The organism is Antrihabitans spumae, assembly GCF_043944905.1.
Taxonomy (GTDB): Bacteria; Actinomycetota; Actinomycetes; order Mycobacteriales; family Mycobacteriaceae; genus Antrihabitans; species Antrihabitans spumae.
In genome coordinates, this window is sequence record NZ_JBIMSN010000126.1 from 61,073 (window position 1) to 84,853 (window position 23,781).

The 23,781-nt window shown below is 64.9% G+C and carries 20 protein-coding genes and 1 pseudogene; 7 read left to right on the top strand and 14 right to left on the bottom strand.

Annotated features, from left to right (window positions below; all coding sequences use genetic code 11):
* The first annotated feature begins 39 nt into the window (after window positions 1-39).
* The gene (locus ACHIRB_RS25760) at window positions 40-1,005 is read left to right on the top strand and encodes a helix-turn-helix transcriptional regulator (RefSeq protein WP_395124228.1); all 966 of its coding nucleotides are present in this window, start codon (window positions 40-42) and stop codon (window positions 1,003-1,005) included.
* A gap of 52 nt (window positions 1,006-1,057) precedes the next feature.
* On the opposite strand, the gene ACHIRB_RS25765 is transcribed toward ACHIRB_RS25760, so the two are convergent.
* Genes ACHIRB_RS25765 through ACHIRB_RS25775 form a run of 3 tightly spaced genes read right to left on the bottom strand, consistent with a single transcriptional unit; the run spans window position 1,058 to window position 3,959 of the window.
* Entirely contained in the window at window positions 1,058-2,089 is a 1,032-nt protein-coding gene (locus ACHIRB_RS25765; RefSeq protein ID WP_395115376.1) for an ATP-dependent 6-phosphofructokinase, read from the bottom strand.
* 34 nt (window positions 2,090-2,123) lie between these two features.
* Window positions 2,124-2,786, bottom strand: a complete 663-nt coding sequence (locus ACHIRB_RS25770; RefSeq protein ID WP_199702895.1) for a response regulator — start codon at window positions 2,784-2,786, stop codon at window positions 2,124-2,126.
* Window positions 2,787-2,795: 9 nt separating this feature from the next.
* Entirely contained in the window at window positions 2,796-3,959 is a 1,164-nt protein-coding gene (locus ACHIRB_RS25775; protein ID WP_395115435.1) for a sensor histidine kinase, read from the bottom strand.
* A 240-nt stretch (window positions 3,960-4,199) separates the two neighbouring features.
* Here ACHIRB_RS25775 and ACHIRB_RS25780 point away from each other — a divergent pair, with 240 nt between their 5' ends.
* From ACHIRB_RS25780 to ACHIRB_RS25790, 3 genes are read left to right on the top strand one after another with little or no spacing between them, the layout of a single operon-like run.
* Complete coding sequence (locus ACHIRB_RS25780; protein WP_395124227.1) at window positions 4,200-4,865, top strand: hypothetical protein; 666 nt, start codon at window positions 4,200-4,202, stop codon at window positions 4,863-4,865.
* Entirely contained in the window at window positions 4,862-6,256 is a 1,395-nt protein-coding gene (locus tag ACHIRB_RS25785) for an alpha/beta-hydrolase family protein (RefSeq protein WP_395115378.1), read from the top strand. The genes ACHIRB_RS25780 and ACHIRB_RS25785 overlap by 4 nt, the downstream gene beginning before the upstream one ends.
* A gap of 10 nt (window positions 6,257-6,266) precedes the next feature.
* Entirely contained in the window at window positions 6,267-7,115 is an 849-nt protein-coding gene (locus ACHIRB_RS25790; protein WP_395115379.1) for an aminoglycoside adenylyltransferase domain-containing protein, read from the top strand.
* Window positions 7,116-7,119: 4 nt separating this feature from the next.
* On the opposite strand, the gene gatA is transcribed toward ACHIRB_RS25790, so the two are convergent.
* Together gatA and gatC are read right to left on the bottom strand one after the other, a co-directional pair.
* A complete protein-coding gene (gatA, locus tag ACHIRB_RS25795) occupies window positions 7,120-8,589 on the bottom strand; it encodes an Asp-tRNA(Asn)/Glu-tRNA(Gln) amidotransferase subunit GatA (RefSeq protein ID WP_395115380.1) in 1,470 nt (489 codons plus the stop codon).
* Window positions 8,589-8,888, bottom strand: a complete 300-nt coding sequence (gene gatC / locus ACHIRB_RS25800; RefSeq protein ID WP_199702900.1) for an Asp-tRNA(Asn)/Glu-tRNA(Gln) amidotransferase subunit GatC — start codon at window positions 8,886-8,888, stop codon at window positions 8,589-8,591. Before gatC ends, gatA begins: the two co-directional genes overlap by 1 nt.
* 292 nt (window positions 8,889-9,180) lie before the next feature.
* On the opposite strand from gatC, the gene ACHIRB_RS25805 reads away from it, so the two are divergent.
* Window positions 9,181-9,831: an ACT domain-containing protein gene (locus ACHIRB_RS25805; protein ID WP_199702901.1), complete on the top strand. Its 651-nt coding sequence runs from the start codon at window positions 9,181-9,183 to the stop codon at window positions 9,829-9,831.
* Here the strand turns inward: ACHIRB_RS25805 and ACHIRB_RS25810 are convergent.
* Entirely contained in the window at window positions 9,809-10,351 is a 543-nt protein-coding gene (locus tag ACHIRB_RS25810) for a GNAT family N-acetyltransferase (protein WP_395124310.1), read from the bottom strand. The two genes, ACHIRB_RS25805 and ACHIRB_RS25810, sit on opposite strands and share 23 nt — an antisense overlap.
* A gap of 106 nt (window positions 10,352-10,457) precedes the next feature.
* Between ACHIRB_RS25810 and ACHIRB_RS25815 the strand changes: the two genes are divergently transcribed.
* Window positions 10,458-13,055: an ATP-binding protein gene (locus ACHIRB_RS25815; RefSeq protein WP_395124226.1), complete on the top strand. Its 2,598-nt coding sequence runs from the start codon at window positions 10,458-10,460 to the stop codon at window positions 13,053-13,055.
* Here the strand turns inward: ACHIRB_RS25815 and ACHIRB_RS25820 are convergent.
* From ACHIRB_RS25820 to ligA, 4 genes and pseudogenes are all read right to left on the bottom strand, one after another.
* The gene (locus ACHIRB_RS25820) at window positions 13,045-14,064 is read right to left on the bottom strand and encodes a zinc-dependent alcohol dehydrogenase (RefSeq protein ID WP_395127791.1); all 1,020 of its coding nucleotides are present in this window, start codon (window positions 14,062-14,064) and stop codon (window positions 13,045-13,047) included. The two genes, ACHIRB_RS25815 and ACHIRB_RS25820, sit on opposite strands and share 11 nt — an antisense overlap.
* Before the next feature lie 377 nt (window positions 14,065-14,441).
* Complete coding sequence (locus tag ACHIRB_RS25825) at window positions 14,442-15,542, bottom strand: S-adenosylmethionine:tRNA ribosyltransferase-isomerase (protein WP_395124224.1); 1,101 nt, start codon at window positions 15,540-15,542, stop codon at window positions 14,442-14,444.
* Entirely contained in the window at window positions 15,539-16,240 is a 702-nt protein-coding gene (locus tag ACHIRB_RS25830; protein ID WP_395124223.1) for an SDR family NAD(P)-dependent oxidoreductase, read from the bottom strand. Before ACHIRB_RS25830 ends, ACHIRB_RS25825 begins: the two co-directional genes overlap by 4 nt.
* Window positions 16,241-16,305: 65 nt before the next feature.
* A pseudogene (ligA, locus tag ACHIRB_RS25835) lies at window positions 16,306-18,335 on the bottom strand (NAD-dependent DNA ligase LigA).
* A gap of 411 nt (window positions 18,336-18,746) precedes the next feature.
* Between ligA and ACHIRB_RS25840 the strand changes: the two are divergent.
* On the top strand, window positions 18,747-19,814 hold the full coding sequence (locus ACHIRB_RS25840; protein ID WP_465254672.1) for an IS110 family RNA-guided transposase: 1,068 nt from the start codon (window positions 18,747-18,749) through the stop codon (window positions 19,812-19,814).
* A 28-nt stretch (window positions 19,815-19,842) separates the two neighbouring features.
* On the opposite strand, the gene ACHIRB_RS25845 is transcribed toward ACHIRB_RS25840, so the two are convergent.
* The 4 genes from ACHIRB_RS25845 to ACHIRB_RS25860 are packed head-to-tail and all read right to left on the bottom strand — an operon-like array spanning window position 19,843 to window position 23,765.
* Complete coding sequence (locus ACHIRB_RS25845) at window positions 19,843-20,388, bottom strand: HD domain-containing protein (RefSeq protein WP_395124221.1); 546 nt, start codon at window positions 20,386-20,388, stop codon at window positions 19,843-19,845.
* A gap of 28 nt (window positions 20,389-20,416) precedes the next feature.
* Window positions 20,417-21,448 (bottom strand): methionine synthase, encoded by a 1,032-nt coding sequence (locus tag ACHIRB_RS25850; RefSeq protein WP_395124220.1) that lies wholly within the window; start codon window positions 21,446-21,448, stop codon window positions 20,417-20,419.
* A complete protein-coding gene (gene mnmA, locus ACHIRB_RS25855; RefSeq protein ID WP_395124219.1) occupies window positions 21,445-22,530 on the bottom strand; it encodes a tRNA 2-thiouridine(34) synthase MnmA in 1,086 nt (361 codons plus the stop codon). The genes ACHIRB_RS25850 and mnmA overlap by 4 nt, the downstream gene beginning before the upstream one ends.
* Window positions 22,530-23,765: a cysteine desulfurase family protein gene (locus tag ACHIRB_RS25860; protein WP_395124218.1), complete on the bottom strand. Its 1,236-nt coding sequence runs from the start codon at window positions 23,763-23,765 to the stop codon at window positions 22,530-22,532. Before ACHIRB_RS25860 ends, mnmA begins: the two co-directional genes overlap by 1 nt.
* Between the last annotated feature and the right edge of the window lie 16 nt (window positions 23,766-23,781).

The window sequence follows — 23,781 nt, forward strand, 5'->3', positions numbered from 1 at the left end:
GCTAGTTTCGTTCCTAATACATCGGTGGATAGGAAATTTATGGCGGAAACGGCGATACGGGTCCTGCGACTGCTGTCGCTGCTGCAGGACCAGCACATGCTCACCGGCCGCGAACTCGCCGAGCGACTCGGCGTCAGCGACCGCACCCTGCGCAACGACATCGCCAGGCTGCGCGACCTCGGTTATCCAATCCACGGCGGTCGGGGGTCGGTCGGCGGGTACCGCCTCGGCCACGGCACGAAGATGCCACCCCTACTGCTCGACGACGACGAGGCCGTCGCCGTCGCCGTGGTGATCGGACTTGCCGGCGACGGGTCGACAGGCGTCGCTGACATCGAGCAGAGTTCGGCGACAGCACTGGCAAAACTCGAGCAGATTCTGCCGAAGCGGTTGCAGCGCAAAGTGACTGCGCTGCGCAGTGCCACCGCGATCGGTCCGGCGACGACGGGTTCACGCGAGCCGGACGCACCCGTTGCCGCCGCGACCCTGACTGCACTCGCCGGTGCGATACGCGACAACGCAACGGTGACGATCAGCGCCGACAACACCGAGACCGACATCGAGCCCTATCGCCTCGTCAACTGGCAGCGACGCTGGTATCTGGTCGCCTACGACCTCGGCAGCCATCGTTGGCGCGCCTATCCGGTGGCTCGGGTGCAGCGTGCGGCGGTTGGCAGCAGACGGTTCGGTCCGCGTGGTTTACCGGAAGACGACCTTGTCGCATTCGTCCTGCGCGAGGTCGCGTCGACCGGATGGAAGGTGCACGCTCGCGTCACGGTGCTCGCGGCGGCGGAGACAGTGATCGACCGCATCAATCCGGCGGTCGGCGTTGTGGAAGCTGTCGACGCGGAGACCAGCATCCTCGTGACGGGCGCAGACACGCTGGAAACGATCGCGATCTACCTGAGCATGCTCGGCATGGACTTCCGGGTCGATGGTCCGCCGGAGCTGGTCGAACACGTCCGGACCCTGGCCAGGAGATACACAGGGGCCACACGCTCGTGAGCACTTTCGGAGGGCCCCACCTCCGAAAAGACTCACGAGCGGCGGAGCCGCCTCACCCGAAAAATGCCGCCGCATCGTCGTAGCGGGACTGCGGAACCCGCTTGAGCTGCCTTGTTGCATCCGCGAGCGGGACCAGACTGATCTCGGTTCCCCGCAGCGACACCATGTTGCCGAACGCACCCGCATGCGCGGCATCGACTGCGTTGACGCCGAATCGGGTCGCCAGCACCCGATCGAAGGGGGTCGGCGTGCCACCACGCTGGACATGCCCGAGCACCGTCGTACGGACCTCTTTGTTGATCCGCCGCTCGATCTCCACTCCGAGTTGCTGCGCGACCCCGGTGAATCGTTCGTGGCCGAATTCGTCGATGCCACCTTCGCGCAGCGTCATCGACTCCGGCGCGGGGTGTGCACCCTCCGCAACGACGCAGATGAAGTGCGACATCCCACTCTGAAAGCGCTTCTTGACCAGCGCGCAGACCTGGTCGACGTCGAACGGCTGCTCGGGAATCAACGTCATGTGCGCGCCCGACGCCAGCCCCGAATGCAACGCGATCCAGCCGGCGTGACGGCCCATGACCTCGACCAACATCACCCGCTGATGAGACTCTGCCGTGCTGTGCAACCGATCGATCGCCTCGGTCGCAATGGTCAGTGCCGTATCGAATCCGAACGTGACATCCGTGCAGTCGATGTCGTTGTCGATCGTCTTCGGAACCCCGACGACGGCGACGCCCTCCTCAGCCAGCCAGTGGGCCGCCGTCAGCGTGCCCTCACCGCCGATCGGAATCAGCACGTCGATGCCGTTGTCGTCGAGCGTCTGCTTGATCTGATCGATCCCGGCGCGCAGCTTCTCGGGGTTGGTACGCGCCGTTCCGAGCATGGTGCCACCCTTGGTGAGCAGCCTGTCGTTGCGATCGTCGTTCTGCAACTGGACCTTTCGATCCTCGAGCAGACCTCGCCAACCGTCGTTGAAGCCGACGATACTGTCGCCGTAGCGTCCGTTCGCAGTCCGCACGACCGCCCGAATCACGGCGTTGAGTCCTGGACAGTCGCCACCACCGGTGAGCACTCCGATACGCATGGCCCTTATCTTGCCCGCTCGGTGCCCAACATGCTCAGCCTGGCGTGACGACGCCCGTTTCGTAGGCGAGTACGACGGCCTGCGCGCGGTCACGCAGGTTCAACTTGGAGAGCACCTTGCCGACGTGAGTCTTGACCGTTTGCTCGGCGACGAAGAGTTTCGACGCGATCTCGGTATTGGAGAGCCCCTTCGCAATCAGCTCGAGCACTTCGCGTTCCCGCGGTGTGAGAGATCCGAGTGCGGCAGATTCCACCTTCGGCGTCGATCGGCGCCGCGTGACGTCGGCGATCAGCCTGCGCGTGACCGTGGGCGCGAGCAGCGCCTGACCGTCTGCGACGACGCGAACCGCCCTGATCAGTTCTTCGGCGGGTGCGTCCTTGAGCATAAATCCGCTGGCACCGATCCGAAGAGCCTCGTAGACGTAGTCGTCGATGTCGAAGGTCGTCAGCATCAGCACCCGGACCGGCGGTTCGAGCCCCGACGACAGGATCGCCCTCGCTGCATCGAGACCGTTCATCTCCGGCATCCGCACATCCATCAGGACGACGTCGGGTCGAAGCCGCTTGACCTCGGCAACCGCGACCCTACCGTCCGGCGCATCGCCGATCACACTGATATCCGGCTGAGCCGACAGGAGCGCTCCGAAACCCTGGCGGACCATCGCCTGGTCGTCTGCGATCAGCACCGTTATCGTCACCGCCCCACCCTAGGCGGTGCGTCCCGCCAACCCGGCGACCGTGTAGGTCGCAACGGGAAGCTGTGCTCTGACCTCGAATCCACCGTCGCCGCGTGGCGCCGCGGTGAGTAGACCGCCGACCGACAGTGCACGGTCCGTCATTCCGCCGATGCCGTTGCCACCGGTGTCGCCGGCACGTGTGGAGACCGTCGTCAGCGGCTTGCCGTTGACGACGCTGACCGAGACGAGCGACATGCCGTACTCGACGACGACCTCGACCGGTGCACCACCGGCGTGCCGCGACGCGTTCGACAACGACTCCTGCAGGATTCGATAGACCGCGAGACCCGTTGCATCCGAGACATTCTCGGGTTCTCCGGAGATTGCCCATACGACCGGAACACCCGCGCGACGACTGCCTTCCAGCAACTCCTGAATTTGATCCGTTCCCGGTTGCGGCGCCAAGTCGCGACGTTCGCCGTCACTTCTGAGCACACCGAGCATGCCGCGAATCTCGTTGAGCGCCTCGCGTGCGGTCGCACCGATCGATTCGAATTCGGCGCGCGCCGCAGGTGACACATCCGCGACGCGATATGGCGCGCTTTGGGCCTGGACCACGACGAGTGACATGTGATGAGCGACGACGTCGTGTAGATCGCGGGCGATGCGCGCCTTCTCCTCGAGTATCGTGCGCTTGGCGCGTTCGAGGTCGCTGACCTCCTCCTGCTTGGCGAGTTGGCGGCGCGAGAGCACCAACCACCGGATCAACAGCCCGATCACGACGTAGGACGTCAGCGCGACGGTCCAGCCCGCGCGCTGGTCGGCACCCATGTTGCCGACGAACAGGATGACAGTGGAGATCCAAGCGACGCCGACGATCGGGAAGGCTGCGCGCAAGCTCACCGCAAAGAGCAGCGGCAGAATGACGATGATGTGGACGACCTGCCACGGGATGGTGTTGTAAGGCTGCGACTCGAAGGCTATCGACACGATCAACGCGGACAGCGCCGAGATTGCCCACCCCAGTGCTGGATTCGCCCTGATCAGCAGAAAAGGTGCAACGGCAAGAGCAGCGATGATCGGCTGTACCGCCGCCGGCACGTTGTGCGTTATGTGCAGTGTCGGCCACGCGACCGAATACAGGATCAGCGTCACGGCCACGATCAGCACATCGAGCCACAAACTCCAGCCCATGCGCTTGACGTGCGGCTTAGCCGCTCTGGCAACACCACCTGCTGCCCGCGTGACAGCTCGACCGCTTCTTCTCACACCTCGACACTAGGAAGTCCCGTTCCCACCTGTCGTCATACCCAGGGGTGATATCGACTCGGCACCGCGGTATCACCCGGACCAGGCGAGCCGGTCTCGACGCCGAGTGCGGTCGGCCCCACAGGGTGATGTGCAGGCGCGCAGGCCATTTCTATCTTTCCTGTCATGGCCGAAACGACGTGGATGAACAGAGCGGCCGCTGCCGCGGCAATCCTCACCGTGACCACCGCTGTACTCACCCCGGTGGCGGGAGCGGCGAGCACGGCGACACCGACACACGAGAACTCCATTGCTGCAGCAGCGATCGACACCGTCACCGCACCCGATGTCGATCCCTCGACGGCGGCGGCAGCGATACCGGTGGACTTCGCAGCTGTGCTCGGCTACCAACCGGTGGTGATCGACGGCATGCTGACCGACCCGAATGGTGACTGCTCGTCACCGGTGACGTTGCCCGTCGAGTTCGACACCGCCTGCAAGGCACACGATCTGGGCTACGACCTACTGCGCTACGCCGACAAGTCCGCTGCGGAACTCGGCACCTGGGCGAGGATTGCGGTCGACGAACAACTCGGTCGGCGGATGCACGACGCCTGCGGCGAACGCGAGTCGGCCACAGGTCGATTCGGGTGTTATGCAATGGCGGACATCGCATCCGGCTTCGTCGACGGCAACTCCTGGCGGCAGGGGTACGTCAGTCCGCGGCCGGAGCCACTTGGCTCCTACCTGATCGCCTTGCTCGTCGCCATGTTGCTTATGTTGTCGCCCAGGGCTTTCCGCGTCCTTCGACAGAGCACGCAGCAGCTCGGATACCGGTCGGTGTCGGCATGACTGCAACTGTCTCGGCAGCGGTGCGACCGCTGCATCATGTGAAGACGCTTGCGGGGTCGCTCGCGATACCGCGTGTCGAGATGAGTGTAGGCGTCACTGCGATGGTGTTGGTTTCCCTTGCGCCAGGACTACTTCCGCGAGCGGCGGCGATGCAGGCGATGCTGTCCGGAATGCTCGGTGCGCTCGGTCTGGGGTTGGCCGCGCTGCTCGGGTTTGCCCTGCGAACACTCCGGGTGGGTCCCGCAACCGGTACAACGCAGCGGGTGGTGACGGGTGTAGGCATTGCAACAGTTGCGATATCGGCACGCGGTGCGAACGAGTGGCAGAACCGACTGCGGTCGGCGATGTCTGCCGAACAGATCGGAGCAGGCTACTGGATTCAGGTTGCGGCAGGTTCGGCACTGATCATGCTGCTGCTCTATGTGATTGCGGCCGTACTCGGCGCACTCGCGCGTCGGCTCGGCATCGTCCGAGTTGTGACGCTGGCTATCGTCGGGACAGCTGCCGCAGTGACGTACTGCGTTCCCGCACTGGTCGATTGGCGGGCCGACACCTATCGCGCCGCCAACGCCGAAATCGATTCGACTCTCCACCAACCTGATTCGGCGACCCGATCCGGAAGTCCGTATTCACTCGCGTCCTGGCAGGCGTTGGGTGCCGAAGGCCGCAAGTTCGTCGCGACCGCTTCGAATCCCGGAACCGACAGCGTCCGCGTCTATGCGGGTATCGATTCCGCTGCCGACCTGCAGGATCGTGTGGCTGTCGCGGTCAGCGAGTTGCAGCGAGCAGGGGGCTTCGAGCGCTCGAACATCGTCGTGGCGATACCCACCGGCAGCGGCTGGATCGACGACAATGCGGTCCAGGGTTTCGAGACCCGCTTCCGTAGTGACGTCGCCATCGTCGGTGTGCAGTATTCGTATGCTCCGAGCTGGGCAACATTCGTCTTCGGCCGAAGTGCCGCAGAAGAATCCGCGCGGACGCTGTACACAGCTGTCGCCGATCGCATCGCTGACCTGCCGTTGCACGATCGTCCCAAGCTCTACGTCTACGGCCAAAGCCTCGGAGCTATCGGCGGCAGCGCGGCATTGGCAGGCAATGCCGTCGAACCGTGTGGCGCACTGTGGGCGGGTCCGCCCGCCGGTGGGGTCGACCGCAAGGGTGCGACGATTCTGGCGAACAGTTCCGATCCGGTCGTCCGATGGTCGTCGGATCTGTTGTTCCATCGACCGGCTCCAACCGGGACGCATGAGGATGCACCGACGCCGCCGTGGCTGCCGGTGGTGAGTTTCGTGCAGACAACCGTCGATCTGTTGTCTGCGCTCGATGCGCCCGCAGGTCACGGCCACCGCTACGGAATCCAGCAGGGCACTGCAATGCCGGGGTGTGAGTAGGGTCGAGGAGATGAGCGACCGATCCGCGGTGACCAGCACCGAGGGCTACGGCCCGGTCGTCGGCGCCTACCTCGACGATCTGGCGGCTGCTGCGCGAACTGTGCTGGGGCACAATATTTTCGGCTTCTACCTCACAGGTTCGCTCGCGCTGGACAACTACCTCCAGGGTCGCAGCGACATCGACGTTGCGATTGTCGTGGAAAACGAATTGTCCACGGACGAGAAGTCGGAATTGGTGCGCGAACTACGTCACAACTCCCTGCCATGCCCGGCTCGGGGTCTGGAATTGGTCGTGTATCAGGCAGCTACGATCAGGTCCCCATCGTTGGAACCAGCCTTCGAGCTCGAACTCAACGACGGCCCTGCCATGCCGTTCCGCGTCAACACCTCACCTCTCGACCGTGACCCGGCCGACGGACTCTTCTGGTACACACTCGACCGCGACATCGTTGCGCAGCGTGGGGTCGCGCTGATCGGTCCACCCGCCGCGGAGGTCTTCGGCGCACTCTCCGCCGCCGACCTCCGAACGGCAGTCACCGCAGCGTTGAACTGGCACACGCACAGCGGCATCGGCAGTGCAGAATTCGACAGTGCGGAATTCGAGAATGCCGTGCTGAACGCCTGCCGCAGTCTCGTCCGCGTCGAAACCGGCCGGTGGCACGGCAAAACCGAAGCCGGCCAACAGGCACTCGAGCTGGACCTACCCGACGAACACGCGTCCACTGTCCGTCGTGCTGTCCGACAACGGATGGGCGCCAACGACACTGGAGACACAAACACTCGAGACACGGACGCGACCGCCGATGCAGCTGGATTCGTCAGCTACATCCGCGATCGCATCGCGTCACGAATCGAGTAACGGACTACTGCACCGGCCCGCGCGCGACTTCGTATGCCGCTCCGACTCGGTACAGCCGGTCGTCGGCGAGCGCCGGTGCCATGATCTGCAATCCGACGGGCAGCCCGTCGTCTTTCGACAGTCCGGACGGCACCGACATCGCACAGTGCCCCGCCAGGTTGGTCGGCAGGGTGCACAGATCCGACAGGTACATCGCCAGCGGATCGTCGACCTTCTCGCCGAGCTTCCACGGCGTGAACGGACTTGTCGGAGAGATCAACACATCGGCCTGCTCGTAGGCCTTGTCGAAGTCACGAGCGATGAGGGTCCGTACCTTCAGCGCCTGACCGTAGTAGGCGTCGTAGTAGCCCGACGACAACGCGTAGGTGCCGATCATGATGCGACGCTTGACTTCCGGACCGAAGCCCGCTGCGCGCGTCGCGGCCATGACCTGCTCGGCACTCATGTTTCCGTCGTCGACCCGCATGCCGTATCGCATGGCATCGAAACGCGCGAGGTTGGACGACACCTCGCTCGGCAGGATGAGGTAGTACGCAGCGAGTGCGTACTCGAAGTGCGGGCACGACACCTCGACGACCTCGGCACCGAGCTCGGTCAACACGGCGACGGCCGCATCGAAGGACGAGATGACGCCGGATTGGTAACTGTCGGAATGCAATTCCTTGACGACACCGACCTTCACACCGGCGAGGTTGCCACGAGCGCCCTCACGCGCGGCGGCGACGACGGGCGGCACAGCGACGTCGAGGGACGTCGAGTCGCGGGGGTCGTAGCCGGCGATCACCTCGTGCAGCAGTGCCGTGTCCAGAACGGTTCGACCGCACGGCCCGCCCTGATCCAGCGACGATGCACAGGCGACAAGACCGAAGCGTGACACCGTTCCGTACGTCGGTTTGGTACCGACCGTGGCCGTGACCGCTGCGGGCTGGCGGATTGACCCGCCGGTATCGGTGCCGATGGCGAGTGGTGCTTGATGCGATGCCAGCGCCGCCGCAGAACCGCCGCCGGACCCGCCAGGAATACGTGTTGTGTCCCAGGGATTCTTCGTGGGTCCGTAGGCCGAGTTCTCGGTCGAGCTGCCCATTGCGAACTCGTCCATGTTGGTCTTGCCGAGAATCGGGATGCCCGCCGCGCGCAGTTTGGCGCTCACCGTCGCGTCGTACGGCGACACCCAACCTTCGAGAATTTTCGAGCCACACGTCGTCGGCATGTCCGTGGTCGTGAACACGTCTTTGAGTGCGAGTGGAACACCGGCGAGCGCCGATGCCGGAGCGTCGCCCGCGGCGATGGACCGATCCACGTCCTCGGCGGCGGCAAGGGCCCGATCGCCCGCGACGTGCAGGAACGCGTGGTATTCGCCGTCGACCTCGGCGATGCGGTCGAGATGTGCCTTCGTCACGTCGACGCTCGACAGTTCGCGACTGTGAATACGTGCGGCGAGTTCGGCTGCGTCCAGAGAAGTGAGGTCGCTCATTATTCGGCCTCCCCGAGGATCTGCGGAACCGCGAAGCGGCCTTCTTCGACGGCGGGAGCACCGGAGAGGGCTTGCTCGGGGGTCAAACCTGGGACGATCACGTCGGGGCGGGTCACGTTGGTGGCCGGATTGGGGTTCGCGGTGGGCGGAACGTCGTCGGCAGCAACCTCGGACACGGCTTTGACGTGGCTCAGAATCGAGTCGAGCTGACCGGCGAACTGATCGAGCTCGGCGTCGCTGAGCGCGAGCCGGGAGAGCCGGGCGAGGTGGGCGACCTCGTCGCGGGAGATGGCAGGCACCGCGTAGGCCCCCTTTCAGGTATGGATGCGCACGTGAGGCTGGTCCCGGACAGCCTAGCGAGCGACGGCGCGGCCATATCTTTCGACCGTGTTTCCCCAGCGAGACGAGCGGTTGGTTCGCGCTCGTGCGGTGTGTCGCGTCCGTCACGAGCGTGCGTTCGAGTCGAAACTATGTGCGCAAAGGTGTAAGGATTGCTGGCGAGATCGGCAACATTCCTGCTGCCCTTCGTCTGGCTATCGGACGGCTACACCCGATGCCGACGTCGACTTCGACACCGAAAGGCGCACCACGTTGTCCTTCTTGCTCCGAGTGCAGTTGCCGGATCGACCGGGCAGCCTCGGCTCCCTCGCTCTCGCTCTCGGCGCTGTCGGGGCCGACATACTGTCCCTCGATGTCGTGGAACGCGGCGAGGGGTACGCGATCGACGATCTCGTTGTCGACGTCGACCCCGGATCGCTGCCCGACACGCTGCTGACCGCCGCCGAGGCGCTCGACGGTGTCCGCGTCGATTCGATTCGGCCGTACGCGGGGATGCTCGACACCCATCGCGAACTCGAACTCATCGATCAGGTTGCGACCGCTCGCGACGATCGGCTGCAGGTGCTCGTCGACGGTGCGCCACGGGTACTGCGCGTGGGCTGGAGCACCGTCGTTGCACTCGGCGCTCAAGGCGCCTACCGCGTCGTCGGTAGCTCCGGCGCACCCGAGACGCATGCCCGCGACGTCCCGTGGATGCCGTTGGACCACCCGACGACGCTGGACGACGAAGGCGATTGGGTCCCGCAGATCTGGCGCGACATGGACACCAAGCTCGCGGCCGCCCCGCTGGGCGCCACCGGCAAGGTATTGATGCTCGGACGACCCGGCGGACCTCGTTTCCGGCCGTCGGAGGTTGCCAGATTGGGCTACCTCGCCGGAATCATCGCAACCGTTCTCGGCTGACCACACATTCCAGCACCGTCAGCGGGACCCCCGGCATGGGCGACCAGTCGCGTTCCGGGACATGGACGAAGCCGAGTTCGAGGTAGATCCTCCGAGCGTCGACCATCGCGTCGTCGGTGGATATGACGACCGCTCGGTATCCCTCCTCCGCGGCAAGATCCAGCACGTGACGCACGAGCCGGGTGCCGATTCCGAGGCCGCGTGCCGACCGCCGGACGGCCAGCATTCGGAACTCGATCTCGTCGGCCCGCGCAATCGGCGCAAAAGGCGATGGTGGGCGCGCGACGGTGAGTGATCCGACCACACATCCCCCGACAACGGCGACAAGCACGTCGGTGGCCGCGGCTCGTTGCGCGGTTCGAGCCAGCGTTTCGGCGTATTCGCTTGTCGCAGGAACGTATCCCTCGCCGACGTAGACAGTGACGGTGAGGTCTGCCACTGCGTCGTAGTCGTCGGGGGTTGCCGCGCGCACGACGATCCGGTCGTGTGGGTCGAGCTGTAGGTCCGCCACATCTCCCATCATGTAGCCGATCTCTCGATAAGTGCTCATGGCATTCTGAACGGATGACACATTCCGGGCGTTCAACCGCGCGGTCGGGTGCGAATCGTTGCCTCGGGGTGACGGCATGACCACCACGGTGCCGCTCGAGCGCGAGGCGCCGCTCGCGAGCCTGGTAGCAGCTGTCGGCGACGCTGTGGCGGGGCGCGGCGGAATTGTGCTCATCAGCGGCGAGGCAGGCATCGGCAAGACGACGCTGGTCCGAGCGTTCACCGGTGAGTTGTCCAGCGGGCCAAGGGTACTGATCGGGTCGTGCGACGACCTGCTCGCGCCGCGGACCCTCGGCGCGCTCCGCGATGCGGTGTCCGGAACCGATGGGCGACTCGAACACGCATTGACTGAGGGTTCCACCGAGTCGGCCATGACGGCCGCCGTCGCGGAGTTCGCAGGCCCCTCACCGACCGTTCTCGTCGTCGAAGATCTGCATTGGGCCGACGACGCGACGCTCGACCTACTCGGTCACCTGTCACGGCGCATCGAAGGATCGTCCGGCCTGCTCGTACTGACGTTTCGTGACGACGAACTTCCGATCGCCCATCCCCTACGCCGCTTGCTCGGCATCGTCGCCTCGTCGTCCCCGACGCGAATCCGCTTGGAGCCGTTGTCCGAAGCTGCGGTCGCCGAGTTGGTCGGTGCCGACGGACGCGACGTCGCTGCCCTGCATTCGACCACCGGCGGCAACCCCTTCTACGTCGTCGAAGCACTTGCGGCGGCACCGGAAGACGTCTCACCCACTGTCGCCGCGACAGTCCTGGCGCGGGTACACCGGCTGCAACCGTCCTGCCGCGCGGCACTCGAAAAAATCTGCGTCGCAACCGGAACCATCGAATTCTCTTTGGCGGAAACACTGTTGGGCGGTCCGCTCGATGTGCTCGGCGAAGCAGAGGAACGACGGATTCTGGAGACGACGTCGACCGGAATTGCGTTTCGGCACGAATTGACCCGTCGCGCAATCGAAGACGGCGTATCTGCCATCGCCCGTCGCGCTGCCCACCGTGCGATGACCGAGGCTTTGCTCGCAGACCCGCCGATCGACATCGCTCGCGTCGTCCACCATGCAACGAGCGCAGGCGACAACGACACCGTCGTACGCTTCGCACCCACGGCAGGTCGCGATGCGGCGGCTGCGGGTGCGCACCGGCAAGCCCTCGTTCACTACGAGGCCGCACTCGCGACAGGCCTACTCGATCCCGCCGAACACGCTGTGGTGCAAGGGGAATATTCCTGGGAGCTGTACAACGCCCACCGCATCGCCGACGCTGTGGCCGCATCGCGGCGGGCGGTTGCCCTGCATCGCGACAGCGGTGCGGAGGAAGCAGCGGGCGAGACGCTGGTCGCCCTGTCGCATCAGCTGTTGCTTGCCGGCGATCCCGAGGGTGCGAACGCGGCGATCGAGGAGGCTGTCGCCGTTCTCGGGCGATCGGGCACGCCGTCGTCGCGGGCCTACGCCGCCACCTATCGCGGCACGCTGCTGCTCACGGCCGAAGCCCTCGGACCTGCTGCACCCGTACTCGAAGAAGCCCTGACGCTGGCGCAGGAGGCACAGCGAGGAGACCTCGTTGCGTTGTGCACCATCTATCTCGCGCTGTGCAATCCGGTGCTCGACCCTCCTGATCGAATTGCCATGCTGCGCATCGGAATTGCGGATGCAATCCGCCACGGCGCCCACGAAGGCGCCGGCCGCGGCTACACCATCCTCGCCGAGTTGCTGCTGCGCTTCGGTCAACTCGACGATCTGGAGGAGTGCCTCGCCGAAGGGGCGGCGTTCACCTTCGACCACGACCTCGGTGTGTACTCGGTTCGGCTGGATATTCTGCGGTGCCAACACCTGATGCGTCGCGGCGAGTGGGAGGCAGCCGAGCGAGGGTTGCAGGAGGCGCTGGAATCTGCCGACGTCGGCATGTTCGATCTGCTCGCCCGCGCGAACCTTGCACGAATCAGAACACGTCGAGGCGCAGCGGGTGCGGCCGAAATGGTCACCGACACCTTCACCCGCGCTATCGCGGGCAAATGGCTACTCGGCTTGGCGTACTCGGGTTTGGCATTCGTCGAATCGACCTGGCTCACAGGACATTCGGAACAGTCTGCAGCATTGGCGTCGACCTGGTCCGCAAACTCTGCCCATCCCGTCGTCGCAGGTCTGTACGGCGAGCTGCTTCGGTATTCCCAACGCGCCGGGCATCGGGCCGAGGTGTTCGACGGCTGCCCGGAGCCATGGGCCGCCGGTCTGCGTGGCGAGTGGCGCAACGCCGCGGAGCAGTGGGCCCGAATCGGCGATCCGTACGAGGAAGCCCTGGAACTCGCCGACTCCGGTGAGGTCGGCCCGACGATGGCCGCATGGCAGAAACTCGTCCAACTCGGCGCCGATGCCGCGGCAGATATCGTACGAAAACGGTTGCGCAACTTGGGTGTCCACCGCCTCCCCCACGGTCCACGCCCGACGACGACGACCAACCGCGCCGGCCTGACGCAGCGGCAGGTCGAGGTGCTCGACCAGTTACGCGACGGGCTCACCAACACTGAAATAGCGTCACGGTTGACGCTTTCCGTTCGGACGGTGGACCATCACGTCTCCGCCATTCTCGCGAAGTTGAATGTGTCGACCCGACGCGAAGCTGTCGCAATCGCGAAGCGCTGGGCGGTCGGCGAGTCGACTAGCGCGTGACCACAAGTTTCATCGGTGGCGCTTCGAGTGCCTCCGCCGCGCTGTCCCACGGCACGACCTGCGACGTCACGATCGACGGATCGAAACCGGCTTCGACCAGAGCGAGTACCTGTGGAATCGCCGGCCGAACATGCGCACGTCCGGTGTGGAACGTGCAGCACCGCGAATACATCGCAAGCAGCGGCATCGCAGGATCCGACAGGTACAGCGACGGACTCGTGCAGGTTCCGTCGCCTGCTGTGCTGTTCAACGCGCAACGTAATCCCGCCTCGGCGCCGCTCGCGTCGACGGTGATCGGAAACTCCCCCGCCTTGCGCGGATAGGGTCCCTGCATCGGCTCGGCGCCGAGAGCGGCAGCGATGCCGAGTCGTTCGTCGTTGTCATCGAGGTAGACGACCCGAGCCGCCCCGAGGGCGACCGCTATTCCCGCTGCGTACAAGCCGATCGACGCGGGTCCGGCGGCACCGCCGACGACGAGCACCTCCGCACCCGGCTCGGCTGCCAGCTGAGGTCCGACGGTCCGCCACGCGTCCGGAATGTTGTCACTTGCACTCGCCACCATCGCCGGATCGATTCCTGGCGGCAACGGCACAAGCATCGCGTCGGCGTGTGGAACCAGAGCGAGATCGGTGAGCAGGCCACCCCATTCGAGTCCGCCCATCGTGCCGAGGCCGTAGGTCGACATGCGTGGATGACTGCGGCAGTTACCAGTTCGCCCGCGCAGGCACGGCCCGCAGGTTCCGCACGATATTTGGAACGGCACGATCACTCGATCACCCGGCGATACAGCGGTGACCTCGTCGCCGACGGCGACGACCTCTGCCACGGCCTCGTGGCCGAACGGGTACGGCCCGGGGAGCGGGTAGGCACCTCTGAGCACAAAGACGTCGAGGTCGCAGGTCGCGACCGCAATCGGACGCACAAGCGCCGTCTGCGGACCGCCGAGCTGCGGCTCGGCGACGTCTTCCCACGTCACATGCGCTGTTCCTTCGAGAAGTAGACGCTTCATCTCTGCCCTTCGTCGGCTCGACAATATGACAGCTGCATGGGGCACGCTCGCAGGTGCGGTGCTCGAGGCGAGCGGCTGGGCGGACAGTTGCCCGATCGCGCCACCCGCGACGTCACTCCCCTACACGACGTTGCCCAACAACTATCCGACGTTGTTCGAAATCGAATCGGATAAAGCGTTACGAAATCGTCTCGGCGAGCGATGCACTGCATACAAGACTTCGAGACAAGGGAAGAACAATGATCGGCTACATGACAGTCGCACTGGGCGCAGTACCGATCCTGGTACTTGCATTCGGCACGATGGCGCTCGATGTCTTCGACGCGACCCACGACTGGCATCCAGCCGCGCAGCGAGTCAAGAAGTAGGACGGCCGTTCAGCTTCGCAGCAGTAACGCGCTGTCGCCGAATTCGTGCCACAGGTAGTCCCCTGCCAGCGCCGAATCATAGGCTCGCCGTACCGATTCGACACCGACCACGGCCTCGAGCAAATTCAGATGCGACGCACCCGGCGCATGCCATCCGGTGATGAGGCCGTCCACCAGCCGGGTCGGCCGATCCTGTGCCAGAACAAGATCGGTCCATCCCGCGGCCGCATTCGCACGGCCGTCGGAATCGACGACGCTTTCCAGTGCTCGCGTCACCGTCGTGCCAACAGCAACGACCCGACCGCCGGACGCGCGAGTCTCGTTCACAATGCGCGCGGTCGCAGCAGAGACGGCAAACCGCTCCGGGCTCGGCGGCTCTCCTGCCTCGGGTGACGAGACGCCGGTATGCAATGTGATGGGCGCGAAAGAAATACCCGACGAGGCAAGCTCGGTGACCAGTCGGTCGGTGAACGGTCTTGCAGCGCTTGGCATCTCGGCGCTGCCAGGAAAGAGGCCGAACGCGGTCCGGTAGTAAGACGCCGACCAGCGGTCACGCAGGTACGCGTAGGTGATCGGCCTGCCCCAGCGCGCCAGATAGTCGACGACGGAATCGGTGCCGGCTATGTCGGCGACCCAGAGTCGGTCGGAACCGTCGAGCCATGGTCTGCGGAGCGTGACGACCAAGCCACCGGGACCGAGCAGGCGGGCGCCCGATCCGATATCGGTGCCGCTCGCCGGAGTTCGATCCGGTGAACGGATTTCGACGACCCAACTGCGGTCCGGTCGAGCGGAGCGAGGGGAATCGATAGCCGGTCGAGCGGAGCGAGGGGAATCATTGTCGTCCAGCCAGGTCGAAAAGTGTAGGACCACGTCCCGGGTGCCGAGTCGTGCGTCGACCGCCGCAGAGAGCGTCGCCGAATTGTTGACGACGACAAGGTCTCCGGGCACCAGGAATGTTCCCAGCTCGTGAAAGCGCGCGTGGGTGATCGTGTTTCGATCGGAAACGAGCAGCGCGACGTCGTCTCGCGCCAAGCCGCGCGATTCGGGTGGTCCGCTCGCCTCACGGTCCGGCGGTAGCGCAAACGTCGGTTCGTGCACGGTGACTGTCATCGAGCCGCACCCGCCAGCCACTCGGCGGTTGTGTAGCGGCCGCTCGACGGTCGTTCGGCGACGAGCCGAAGCAGCGCCGGGACGACCGTGGCCGGCTCCGGCCGATCCGAAATATCTTCGCCAGGAAACGCGGCTTGGTGCATCTGCGTTCGCATGTCGCCGGGATCGAATGCGTAGATCCTCAGGTCGGAGTTCTCGACTGCGAGGATCGCCGTTACGTGATCTAGGGCGGCCTTCGACGATCCGTAACCGCCCCACCCCTCGTAGGCGGCGACCGCCGCGTCGGAGCTGATATTGATCGCGACACCGTTCGACGCGCGCAGATAGGGCAGCGCTGTCTGCAGAATCGCCAGTGGGGCAATCACATTGGTCGCGAAGATGCGAGCAAGTTCGTCGAGTGGATAGCGCCGCAGCCTCGGCAGCGGCGAGGGCCCGAGTTCGCTTGCATTGTTGACCATGAGGTCGAGGCGGGCGCGTGTCTTCAGCACGTCGGCAATGCGCGTGCGATGTTCCGGATCGGACACGTCACCGTGGACCGGTTGCACGGCAGGACCCAGTTCCTGCCGCAGTCGGTCCAGCCGATCACTTCCGCGCGCCGTCGCGATGACATCCCAGCCGTCGACGACCAGTGCTTCGGTGAGCGCCCTACCCAATCCTGCGGATGCGCCCGTTACGAGCGCAATCTTGGTTTCCGACATCGAATCTCCCTTGTTTCGGTAACAAGGTCCATCGTGAAACCTGAAGCGCTGTTGAGGTCAAGCAGTCAATCGGAATCGGGCGGCGCTAGCGCGGCTGGACCGCCTTCGAGCAACTTCCGGAAGCCGTCTTCGTCGAGCACCTGCACTCCGAGGGATTCGGCCTTGTCCGCTTTCGAGCCGGGGGAATCGCCGACGACAACGTAGGAGGTCTTCTTCGACACCGAACCAGCGGCCTTGCCACCGCGAACGAGGATCGCCTCTTTTGCTTCGTCGCGGGAGAAGCTTTCCAGCGACCCGGTGACGACGATCGACATACCTTCGAGATTCCGCTCGATCGAGGCGTCGCGTTCGTCTTCCATGCGCACGCCAGCGGCTTTCCATTTTTCGACGATGTCGCGGTGCCAGTCGACGGTGAACCATTCGGTGGCCGACACCGCGATGGTCGGACCGACCCCCTCGGCCGCGGCGAGTTCTTCGGTCGAAGCCGACATGATCCGCTCGAGACTGCCGAAGTGCGCTGCCAATGCCCGCGCGGCAGTCGGTCCGACGTGGCGAATCGACAAGGCGACGAGAACCCGCCACAGCGGTCGATCCTTGGCTGCGTCCAGGTTGTCGAGCAACCGTTTGCCGTTCGCGGACAGCTCGCCCGCTTTCGTGGTGAACAGCGTCGTCCGGAGTAGGTCGTCGGCGGTCAGCGTGAACAGATCACCTTCGTCGACGATCACGTCGCTCTCGAGCAGATCGACCGCGGCTTCGTAGCCGAGCGCTTCGATGTCGAACGCGCCGCGGCCGGCTACATGGAAGACACGCTCGCGTAGTTGCGCGGGGCAGGTCTGCGCGTTGGGGCAACGAATGTCGGCGTCGCCTTCCTTCTCGAACGCGAGTGTGGTTCCGCACTCGGGACATTCGGTCGGCATGACGAATTCACGTTCGTCGCCGGTACGCATATCGACGACAGGTCCGAGAACCTCGGGGATGACGTCACCGGCCTTGCGGATGGTGATCGTGTCTCCGATGAGCACGCCTTTTCGCTTGACCTCCGACCCGTTGTGGAGCGTCGCGCGTGACACCGTCGATCCAGCCACCGTGACGGGTTCGACTGCCGCATAAGGCGTCACACGTCCGGTCCGGCCGACACCGACGAGGATATCGAGAAGCCTCGTCGTTACTTCCTCGGGCGGGTACTTGTAGGCGATCGCCCATCTCGGGGCCCGCGACGTGGTTCCGAGGCGGCGTTGCAACGCGACCTCGTCGACCTTGACGACGAGCCCGTCGATCTCGTGCTCGACGTCGTGACGATGCTCGCCCCAGTACGCGACCTTGTCGACGACGGCGTCGGCACCCTGGACCCGCGTCGTGTGAGTCGACACAGGCAGACCCCAGCCTGCGAGCGCGACATAGGCGTCGTACAGGGATGTCGGCGAGAAACCTTCGGATCGGCCGAGGCCGTGGCAGATCATGCCCAACTTGCGTTTGGCTGTTACCGCAGGGTTCTTCTGACGCAACGACCCGGCAGCGGTATTTCGTGGATTCGCGTACGGCGGTTTACCTTCGGCGACGATCGATGCGTTGAGCTCGTCGAAATCCTCGACCCGGAAGTAGACCTCGCCACGCACTTCGAGCAGCCTTGGGACCGGATAGTCGTCGGTGCCCGTGAGCTGATGCGGGATCTCCTTGATCGTCCGCGCATTCAGGGTCACGTCCTCGCCGGTCCGACCGTCACCGCGGGTCGCCGCGCGGACGAGCTTGCCCTGCTCGTAGACCAGATTCAGAGCAACGCCGTCGATCTTGACCTCGCACAGGTAGTGCAGATCGGTTCCGGCATCAGCTTCGACCTTCCTGACCCAGGTCCGCATCGAGTCTTCGTCGAATACGTTGTCGAGACTCAACATTCGTTCGAGATGGTCTACCGCGGTGAATTCGGTCGCGAACCCGCCGCCGACCAGCTGGGTCGGCGAATCGGGCGTCCGAAGGTCGGGACGGGCGTCCTCGAGTGCGATCAGCTTGTTGAGGAGTACGTCGAACTCACCATCGGTGACGATCGGCGAGTCGCGTACGTAGTACCGAAACTGATGCTCGCGACCTCGTCGGCCAACGTCTGCCATTCCTCGCGCTCCTGCGCGGAGGCGGCCGCGGGCGCGGTTGCGTCACCAGCGGGAGGCGAATCGGGAGTGGCGTCGTCGACGTTCTCGGTCACCGACGCAGGTTATCGCAGGACATAGGCGGCTACGCCGCTCGTGAGTCTTTTCGGAGGGCCTGACCACCAAAAGGACTCAGTGATACTTGATGGGTCGTCGATGCGGGGCCTGACCCTAAAGGACTCTGACATCCGTGGATTGTCTTGCTCGTGATGTGTCGACCTCGTATCGGCGACAAATTTTCACACGCGACCGGTCGGACGGTAGTGACCTAATAGGAGCCTGACGCAACCAAGTCCCGTCACTGAGTTGTCCGTCCTTCCGGCCGGTGCGTGGCCCACCGATCGAAGGGTTGACCGATGACCAGCATGACCGAAATTCCCGCCGATGTCAGCCTCGCGCTGTTCCTCGGCGTCGACACCCACAAAGACACCCACCACGCCGCACTCGTCGACGTGCACGGGCGCCGCCTCACCGATCACGAGTTCGGCACCGACGCCGCCGGCTGCACCGAGTTACTCGCCTGGGCTGCCCGCCACGGCGTCGTCACCGCAGCCGGTGTCGAAGGCACCGGCGGCTACGGCGCCGGCCTGACCCGGCATCTGCACCAGGCCGGGGTCACCGTTGTGGAGGTCGATCACCCCGACCGCCAATCCCGGCGCCGTCTCGGTAAGTCCGACCCCCTCGATGCCTACGCCGCCGCCGCAGCGGTGCATTCAGGTCGGGCGACGACGATCCCGAAAGACCGCGACGGCGATGTCGAGTCAATTCGGTTGCTGCACAACGCCCGTGCCAGTGCAGTGAAGTCCCGTGCCGAGGCGATGACGCAACTCAAATCCGTCATCGTCACCTGCCCGGACTTGTTGCGCACCCAGCTCCGCGGCCTGACCAAAGCGAAACTGATCCGTACCTGCGTCGGGTTTCGGCCCGACCCGATCACCACCGGCGGTGTGCTGGCCGCCAACAAAACAACGCTGCGTCGGACCGCGAAACGCATCGTCGATCTCACCGCCGAGATCAAAGAGCACGAACGCGATCTGAAGATGCTGACTCGCCGTGCGGCACCGGAGCTGCTGGCGTTGGTCGGGGTCGGGGTCGAAACTGCATCGCAACTACTGGTCACCGTCGGCGAAAACCGGGACCGGATCCACGCCGAAACCAGCCTGGCGCGGTTGTGCGGTGTTGCCCCGATGTTGGCGTCCTCGGGCAAAACCAAACGGCATCGACTCAACCGTGGTGGGGATCGCCAAGGCAACCGGGCACTGCACACCATCGTGCTCAGCCGTCTCAAACACGACCCTCGCACCAAGGCCTATGTCGAACGCAGATCCGCGGAAAACAAGTCGAAAAAGGAGATCATGCGCTGCCTCAAACGCTACGTCGCCCGCGAAATCTACCAAGTCCTCAACCCCAAAAACGGGGTTGACGAATCATAGGAGCATCACGAGCGGCGGAGCCGCATCGTCACCATTTGAACATCGGCAGGGGTGACAACGGTTTGGTCACCAGCCTTCTCCCGGACAGTTGGACCAAGCGCAGATGGAAGCCCGCGTCGGGGTATTGCTCGGCGATCCTTCGATACTCGCTACGCGGCAAGCCGAACCGACGAAGACCGAACGTCACGTCGATGGTGTCGGCGCGCCTGAAAATCTCGACCGGAGAACTCGCCTCCCCCGCGGCACGCACTTTGTGGTGCTCGTCGATCATCTCGCTCACCATCGGCTCGATGCTCTTGTGCCCTGTGGCAGCGAGGTCGGCGCGCGCCCGCTCGATCGACGGTGCGAGGTAGTCGAAGGTACCGTCACTCCAGATTCCCAGATCGTGGAACACCGCTGCAACGACGAACTCCTCACGGTCGCTTGGCCTGGTCTCTACGGACCCGCCACCATGAAGATGGAGTGCATCGCAGAATTCCAGCACGCGCAGAACGTGATTCGTGTACGCCGCTCGATCAGGGCCCAGAGCATCCTCCCAGGGCGCCAACCGCTGTTCGATATCGCCACGGTCCACGACTACTCCTCTGCTACAACTCGCCCGCTTACAAAGATTCCGGCTCCTCGGCGAATGCCCGCGCAACTTCCGTGCTCAACCGCAACGCTTTTCGTGCCCACGCATCGGACGCACCGGCCAACCCGCACGAAGGGGTGACGATGACCTTCGATCCCAACGTCGCTCGCGGGAAACCCAACCGGTCGACGAGTTGCAACGCGGGTTCGGCGAGGTCGCGCCACTTGCGAACCGCAGGAGCATCCGTCGACGGAACGAGACCGAGCGCGACGCCCTTGCCCGCCTCCAGCAACTCACCGATACCGTCCAGATCGGCAGGTTCGAGCTGCGCCACATCGATTCCGACATAGGACGCGTGACTACGTCGCAACAGTTCGAGCGGCGGCGAACTCGCGCAGTTGTGCACGAGCACAGGCGCGTTCGCCGCATCGATCACCGTGTCGAGGAAGTTCAGCGCATCGGGTGCTGGCATCGCTCCGATACTGTCCATGCTCGTCACACCGCGCAGCGAACCGTTGAGAACGTCCGACAGCAGCGGCTCGTCGATCTGCACGAGCACCTTCGCGTCCAGCCGGCGCGCGACTTCGGCGACATGTTGGGACAGTCCCTCGGCGAGGGATTCCGAAAAGTCACGTAGCGCACCGGAATCGGTGATGACGCGATGCCCGTTGGCAAGCTCGACCTCGGCGGCGAGCGTCAGTGGTCCACACGTCTGCACCTTGACCGTCTTGCCGAGGCCATTGAAACCAGCTGTGCCCCATGCCTCTTCGAGCGCGTCGAGGTCGTCACGCAGAAACACCGACGACCGCCGCGCTGCGTTACCTTGCCGCGGGGTCAGCCGGTAGCCGCGGGTCGTCGTGTCGAAATGCAGATCGATCAACAGCGCACCCGCACGGCCGATCATGTCCGCGCCTACACCTCGCGCAGGCAGTTCGACGATGTGCGGCAGATCGCCGAGTTCGCCGACGACGATCGTTGCGGCCTCGCGTGGGTCCGTGCCCGGCCACGAGCCGATACCGGTGGCAATGCCTCCCAACGGCACGGATCCGGACGAATCCGTCACTGCTGGTTGCTGGTTCGCGAGATCGTGCCGCTGCCCAACACCTGATCACCAGCGGCGTCGGGCCGGTACATCACAAGCGCCTGACCCCGCGCAACACCTGTCAACGGCTCGCGCAGACGTACCTCGATGCAGTCTCCAACCGCTTCTGCGACAGCCTCCGCCAAACCACCGTGCGCACGAACCTGCACGACGCACTCGATCGGACCCTCGGGGGCGACGCCGGACGTCCAAATTGCGCGGCTTGCCTCGATCGACCACACCTGTAGGCGCTCGGCGGACCCGACTTTCACTGTCCCGGTATCGGGCTCGATGGACGTCACGTACCGCGGCTGACCGTCGGCCGCCGGTCCCTGCACACCGAGACCCTTGCGCTGACCGATCGTGAAGCCGTGCACACCTTCGTGATCCGCGAGGACCTCACCGGAGTCTGCATCGACGACCTTGCCGGGGCGGATCCCGATTCGCGCACCGAGGAACGCACGGGTGTTGCCCGACGGAATGAAGCAGATGTCGTGGCTGTCGGGCTTTTCGGCAACGGCTAGGCCACGTTCGGCGGCTTCGGCACGGATCTGCGGCTTCGGGGTGTCACCGATGGGGAACATCGCTCGCGAAAGCTGTTCTGCGGTAAGGACTGCAAGGACGTAGGACTGATCCTTGTCGGCGTCGACCGCTCGACGAAGCACACCGTCTTCCAGCCGGGCGTAATGACCGGTGGCGACGGCATCGAAGCCGAGCGCCATCGCCCGGTCGGCAAGCGCGGAGAACTTGATCTTCTCGTTGCAGCGCAGGCACGGGTTGGGCGTTTCACCTGCGGCATAGGACTCGACGAAGTCGTCGATCACGTCGTCCTTGAAGCGCTCGGCGAAATCCCAGACGTAGAAAGGAATTCCGAGCACATCGGCGGCGCGACGCGCGTCACCGGCGTCCTCTTTCGAGCAGCATCCGCGGGATCCGGTACGCAGGGTTCCCGGCGCCTCGGACAACGCTAGATGTACTCCGACGACGTCGTGTCCGGCGGCGACCGCACGTGCGGCCGCGACTGCCGAATCGACGCCACCACTCATGGCGGCGAGCACTCGCATCAGCGAATCCCTCCCTTTGCACCCGCACCTGCAAGGCCGGCTGCTTTCGCGCGCTCCACGATCTGTGGCAGTGCGGCAATCAGCGCGGCGACGTCGGCGCGAGTCGAATTGTGGCCAAGCGAGAATCGCAACGAACCGCGCGCATCCGCCGCGTCGACGCCCATTGCGATGAGTACATGGCTCGGTCGGGCGACGCCCGCCGTACACGCCGACCCGGTCGAGCATTCGATCCCGGCGGCGTCGAGCAGCATCAACAGCGAATCACCTTCACAACCTGGGAAGGTGAAGTGCGCGTTGCCAGGCAGGCGGTCGGTGCCGATCGGACCGTTGAGCACGGAATCGGGTGCGATGCTCCGGATTTCGTCGACCAGATAGTCGCGCAGCGCGCGTAGTTCGGCCGCGCGGGAATCGATGTCGGTGACCGTCTCTCGCAGCGCGGCGGCCATTCCCACAACCGCAGCCGTGTCGGGTGTACCTGCGCGCACATCGCGCTCGTGACCGCCGCCGTGCAGTAGCGGAACACACGGCACCTGACGTCCGAGTAGCAGTGCCCCCGCGCCCATCGGTCCGCCGAACTTGTGCGCGGCGATGCTCGCGGCCGACAGACCGCTCGCGGCGAAGTCGATCGGCAACTGTGCGGCAGCCTGTATCGCGTCGCTGTGCATCGGCACGTCGAACTCGCGCGCGATGGCCGCGAGCTCTTCGATCGGCATGATCGTGCCGACCTCGTTGTTTGCCCACATGATCGAAACCAAGGCGGCTTCGTCCGCGTGCAGGGCAAGAGCGGCACGTAGCGTGTCCGGGGCGACCGAACCCTTCTCGTCGACCGGCAGCCAGGTCACGACAGCACCCTCGTGCTGCTCCAGCCATTCGACTGCGTCGAGTACCGCATGATGCTCGACTGCGCTGGCAAAGATTCTGACGCGACGCGGATCGGCATCACGGCGGGCCCAGAAGATGCCCTTGATCGCGAGGTTGTCGCTCTCGGTGCCACCCGAGGTGAAGATGACTTCCGACGGCCGCGCGCCGAGGCTGGCCGCAATCGATTCGCGTGCCTCTTCGACCCGGCGGCGCGCCGCGCGACCGGAACCGTGCAGCGACGACGCGTTGCCGAACGTGTGGAAGACAGCGGTCATCGCCTCGATCGCGACACGGAGCATCGGCGTCGTAGCCGCGTGGTCGAGGTAAACAGGGGTGGACGCGCCGCTGGCAACGCCATTGCTGACCGAACTCATAACCCAACAAGGATAG

Excerpts from the sequence above, each read along its gene's own strand:
- ACHIRB_RS25760 (WP_395124228.1), top strand. The coding sequence starts at position 40 with ATGGCGGAAACGGCGATACGGGTCCTGCGACTGCTGTCGCTGCTGCAG.
- ACHIRB_RS25765 (WP_395115376.1), bottom strand. The coding sequence starts at position 2,089 with ATGCGTATCGGAGTGCTCACCGGTGGTGGCGACTGTCCAGGACTCAAC.
- ACHIRB_RS25775 (WP_395115435.1), bottom strand. The coding sequence starts at position 3,959 with ATGGGCTGGAGTTTGTGGCTCGATGTGCTGATCGTGGCCGTGACGCTG.
- ACHIRB_RS25780 (WP_395124227.1), top strand. The coding sequence starts at position 4,200 with ATGGCCGAAACGACGTGGATGAACAGAGCGGCCGCTGCCGCGGCAATC.
- ACHIRB_RS25785 (WP_395115378.1), top strand. The coding sequence starts at position 4,862 with ATGACTGCAACTGTCTCGGCAGCGGTGCGACCGCTGCATCATGTGAAG.
- ACHIRB_RS25790 (WP_395115379.1), top strand. The coding sequence starts at position 6,267 with ATGAGCGACCGATCCGCGGTGACCAGCACCGAGGGCTACGGCCCGGTC.
- gatA (WP_395115380.1), bottom strand. The coding sequence starts at position 8,589 with ATGAGCGACCTCACTTCTCTGGACGCAGCCGAACTCGCCGCACGTATT.
- ACHIRB_RS25810 (WP_395124310.1), bottom strand. The coding sequence starts at position 10,351 with ATGGGAGATGTGGCGGACCTACAGCTCGACCCACACGACCGGATCGTC.
- ACHIRB_RS25815 (WP_395124226.1), top strand. The coding sequence starts at position 10,458 with ATGACCACCACGGTGCCGCTCGAGCGCGAGGCGCCGCTCGCGAGCCTG.
- ACHIRB_RS25820 (WP_395127791.1), bottom strand. The coding sequence starts at position 14,064 with ATGAAGCGTCTACTTCTCGAAGGAACAGCGCATGTGACGTGGGAAGAC.
- ACHIRB_RS25825 (WP_395124224.1), bottom strand. The coding sequence starts at position 15,542 with ATGACAGTCACCGTGCACGAACCGACGTTTGCGCTACCGCCGGACCGT.
- ACHIRB_RS25830 (WP_395124223.1), bottom strand. The coding sequence starts at position 16,240 with ATGTCGGAAACCAAGATTGCGCTCGTAACGGGCGCATCCGCAGGATTG.
- ACHIRB_RS25840 (WP_465254672.1), top strand. The coding sequence starts at position 18,747 with ATGACCGAAATTCCCGCCGATGTCAGCCTCGCGCTGTTCCTCGGCGTC.
- mnmA (WP_395124219.1), bottom strand. The coding sequence starts at position 22,530 with ATGCGAGTGCTCGCCGCCATGAGTGGTGGCGTCGATTCGGCAGTCGCG.
- ACHIRB_RS25860 (WP_395124218.1), bottom strand. The coding sequence starts at position 23,765 with ATGAGTTCGGTCAGCAATGGCGTTGCCAGCGGCGCGTCCACCCCTGTT.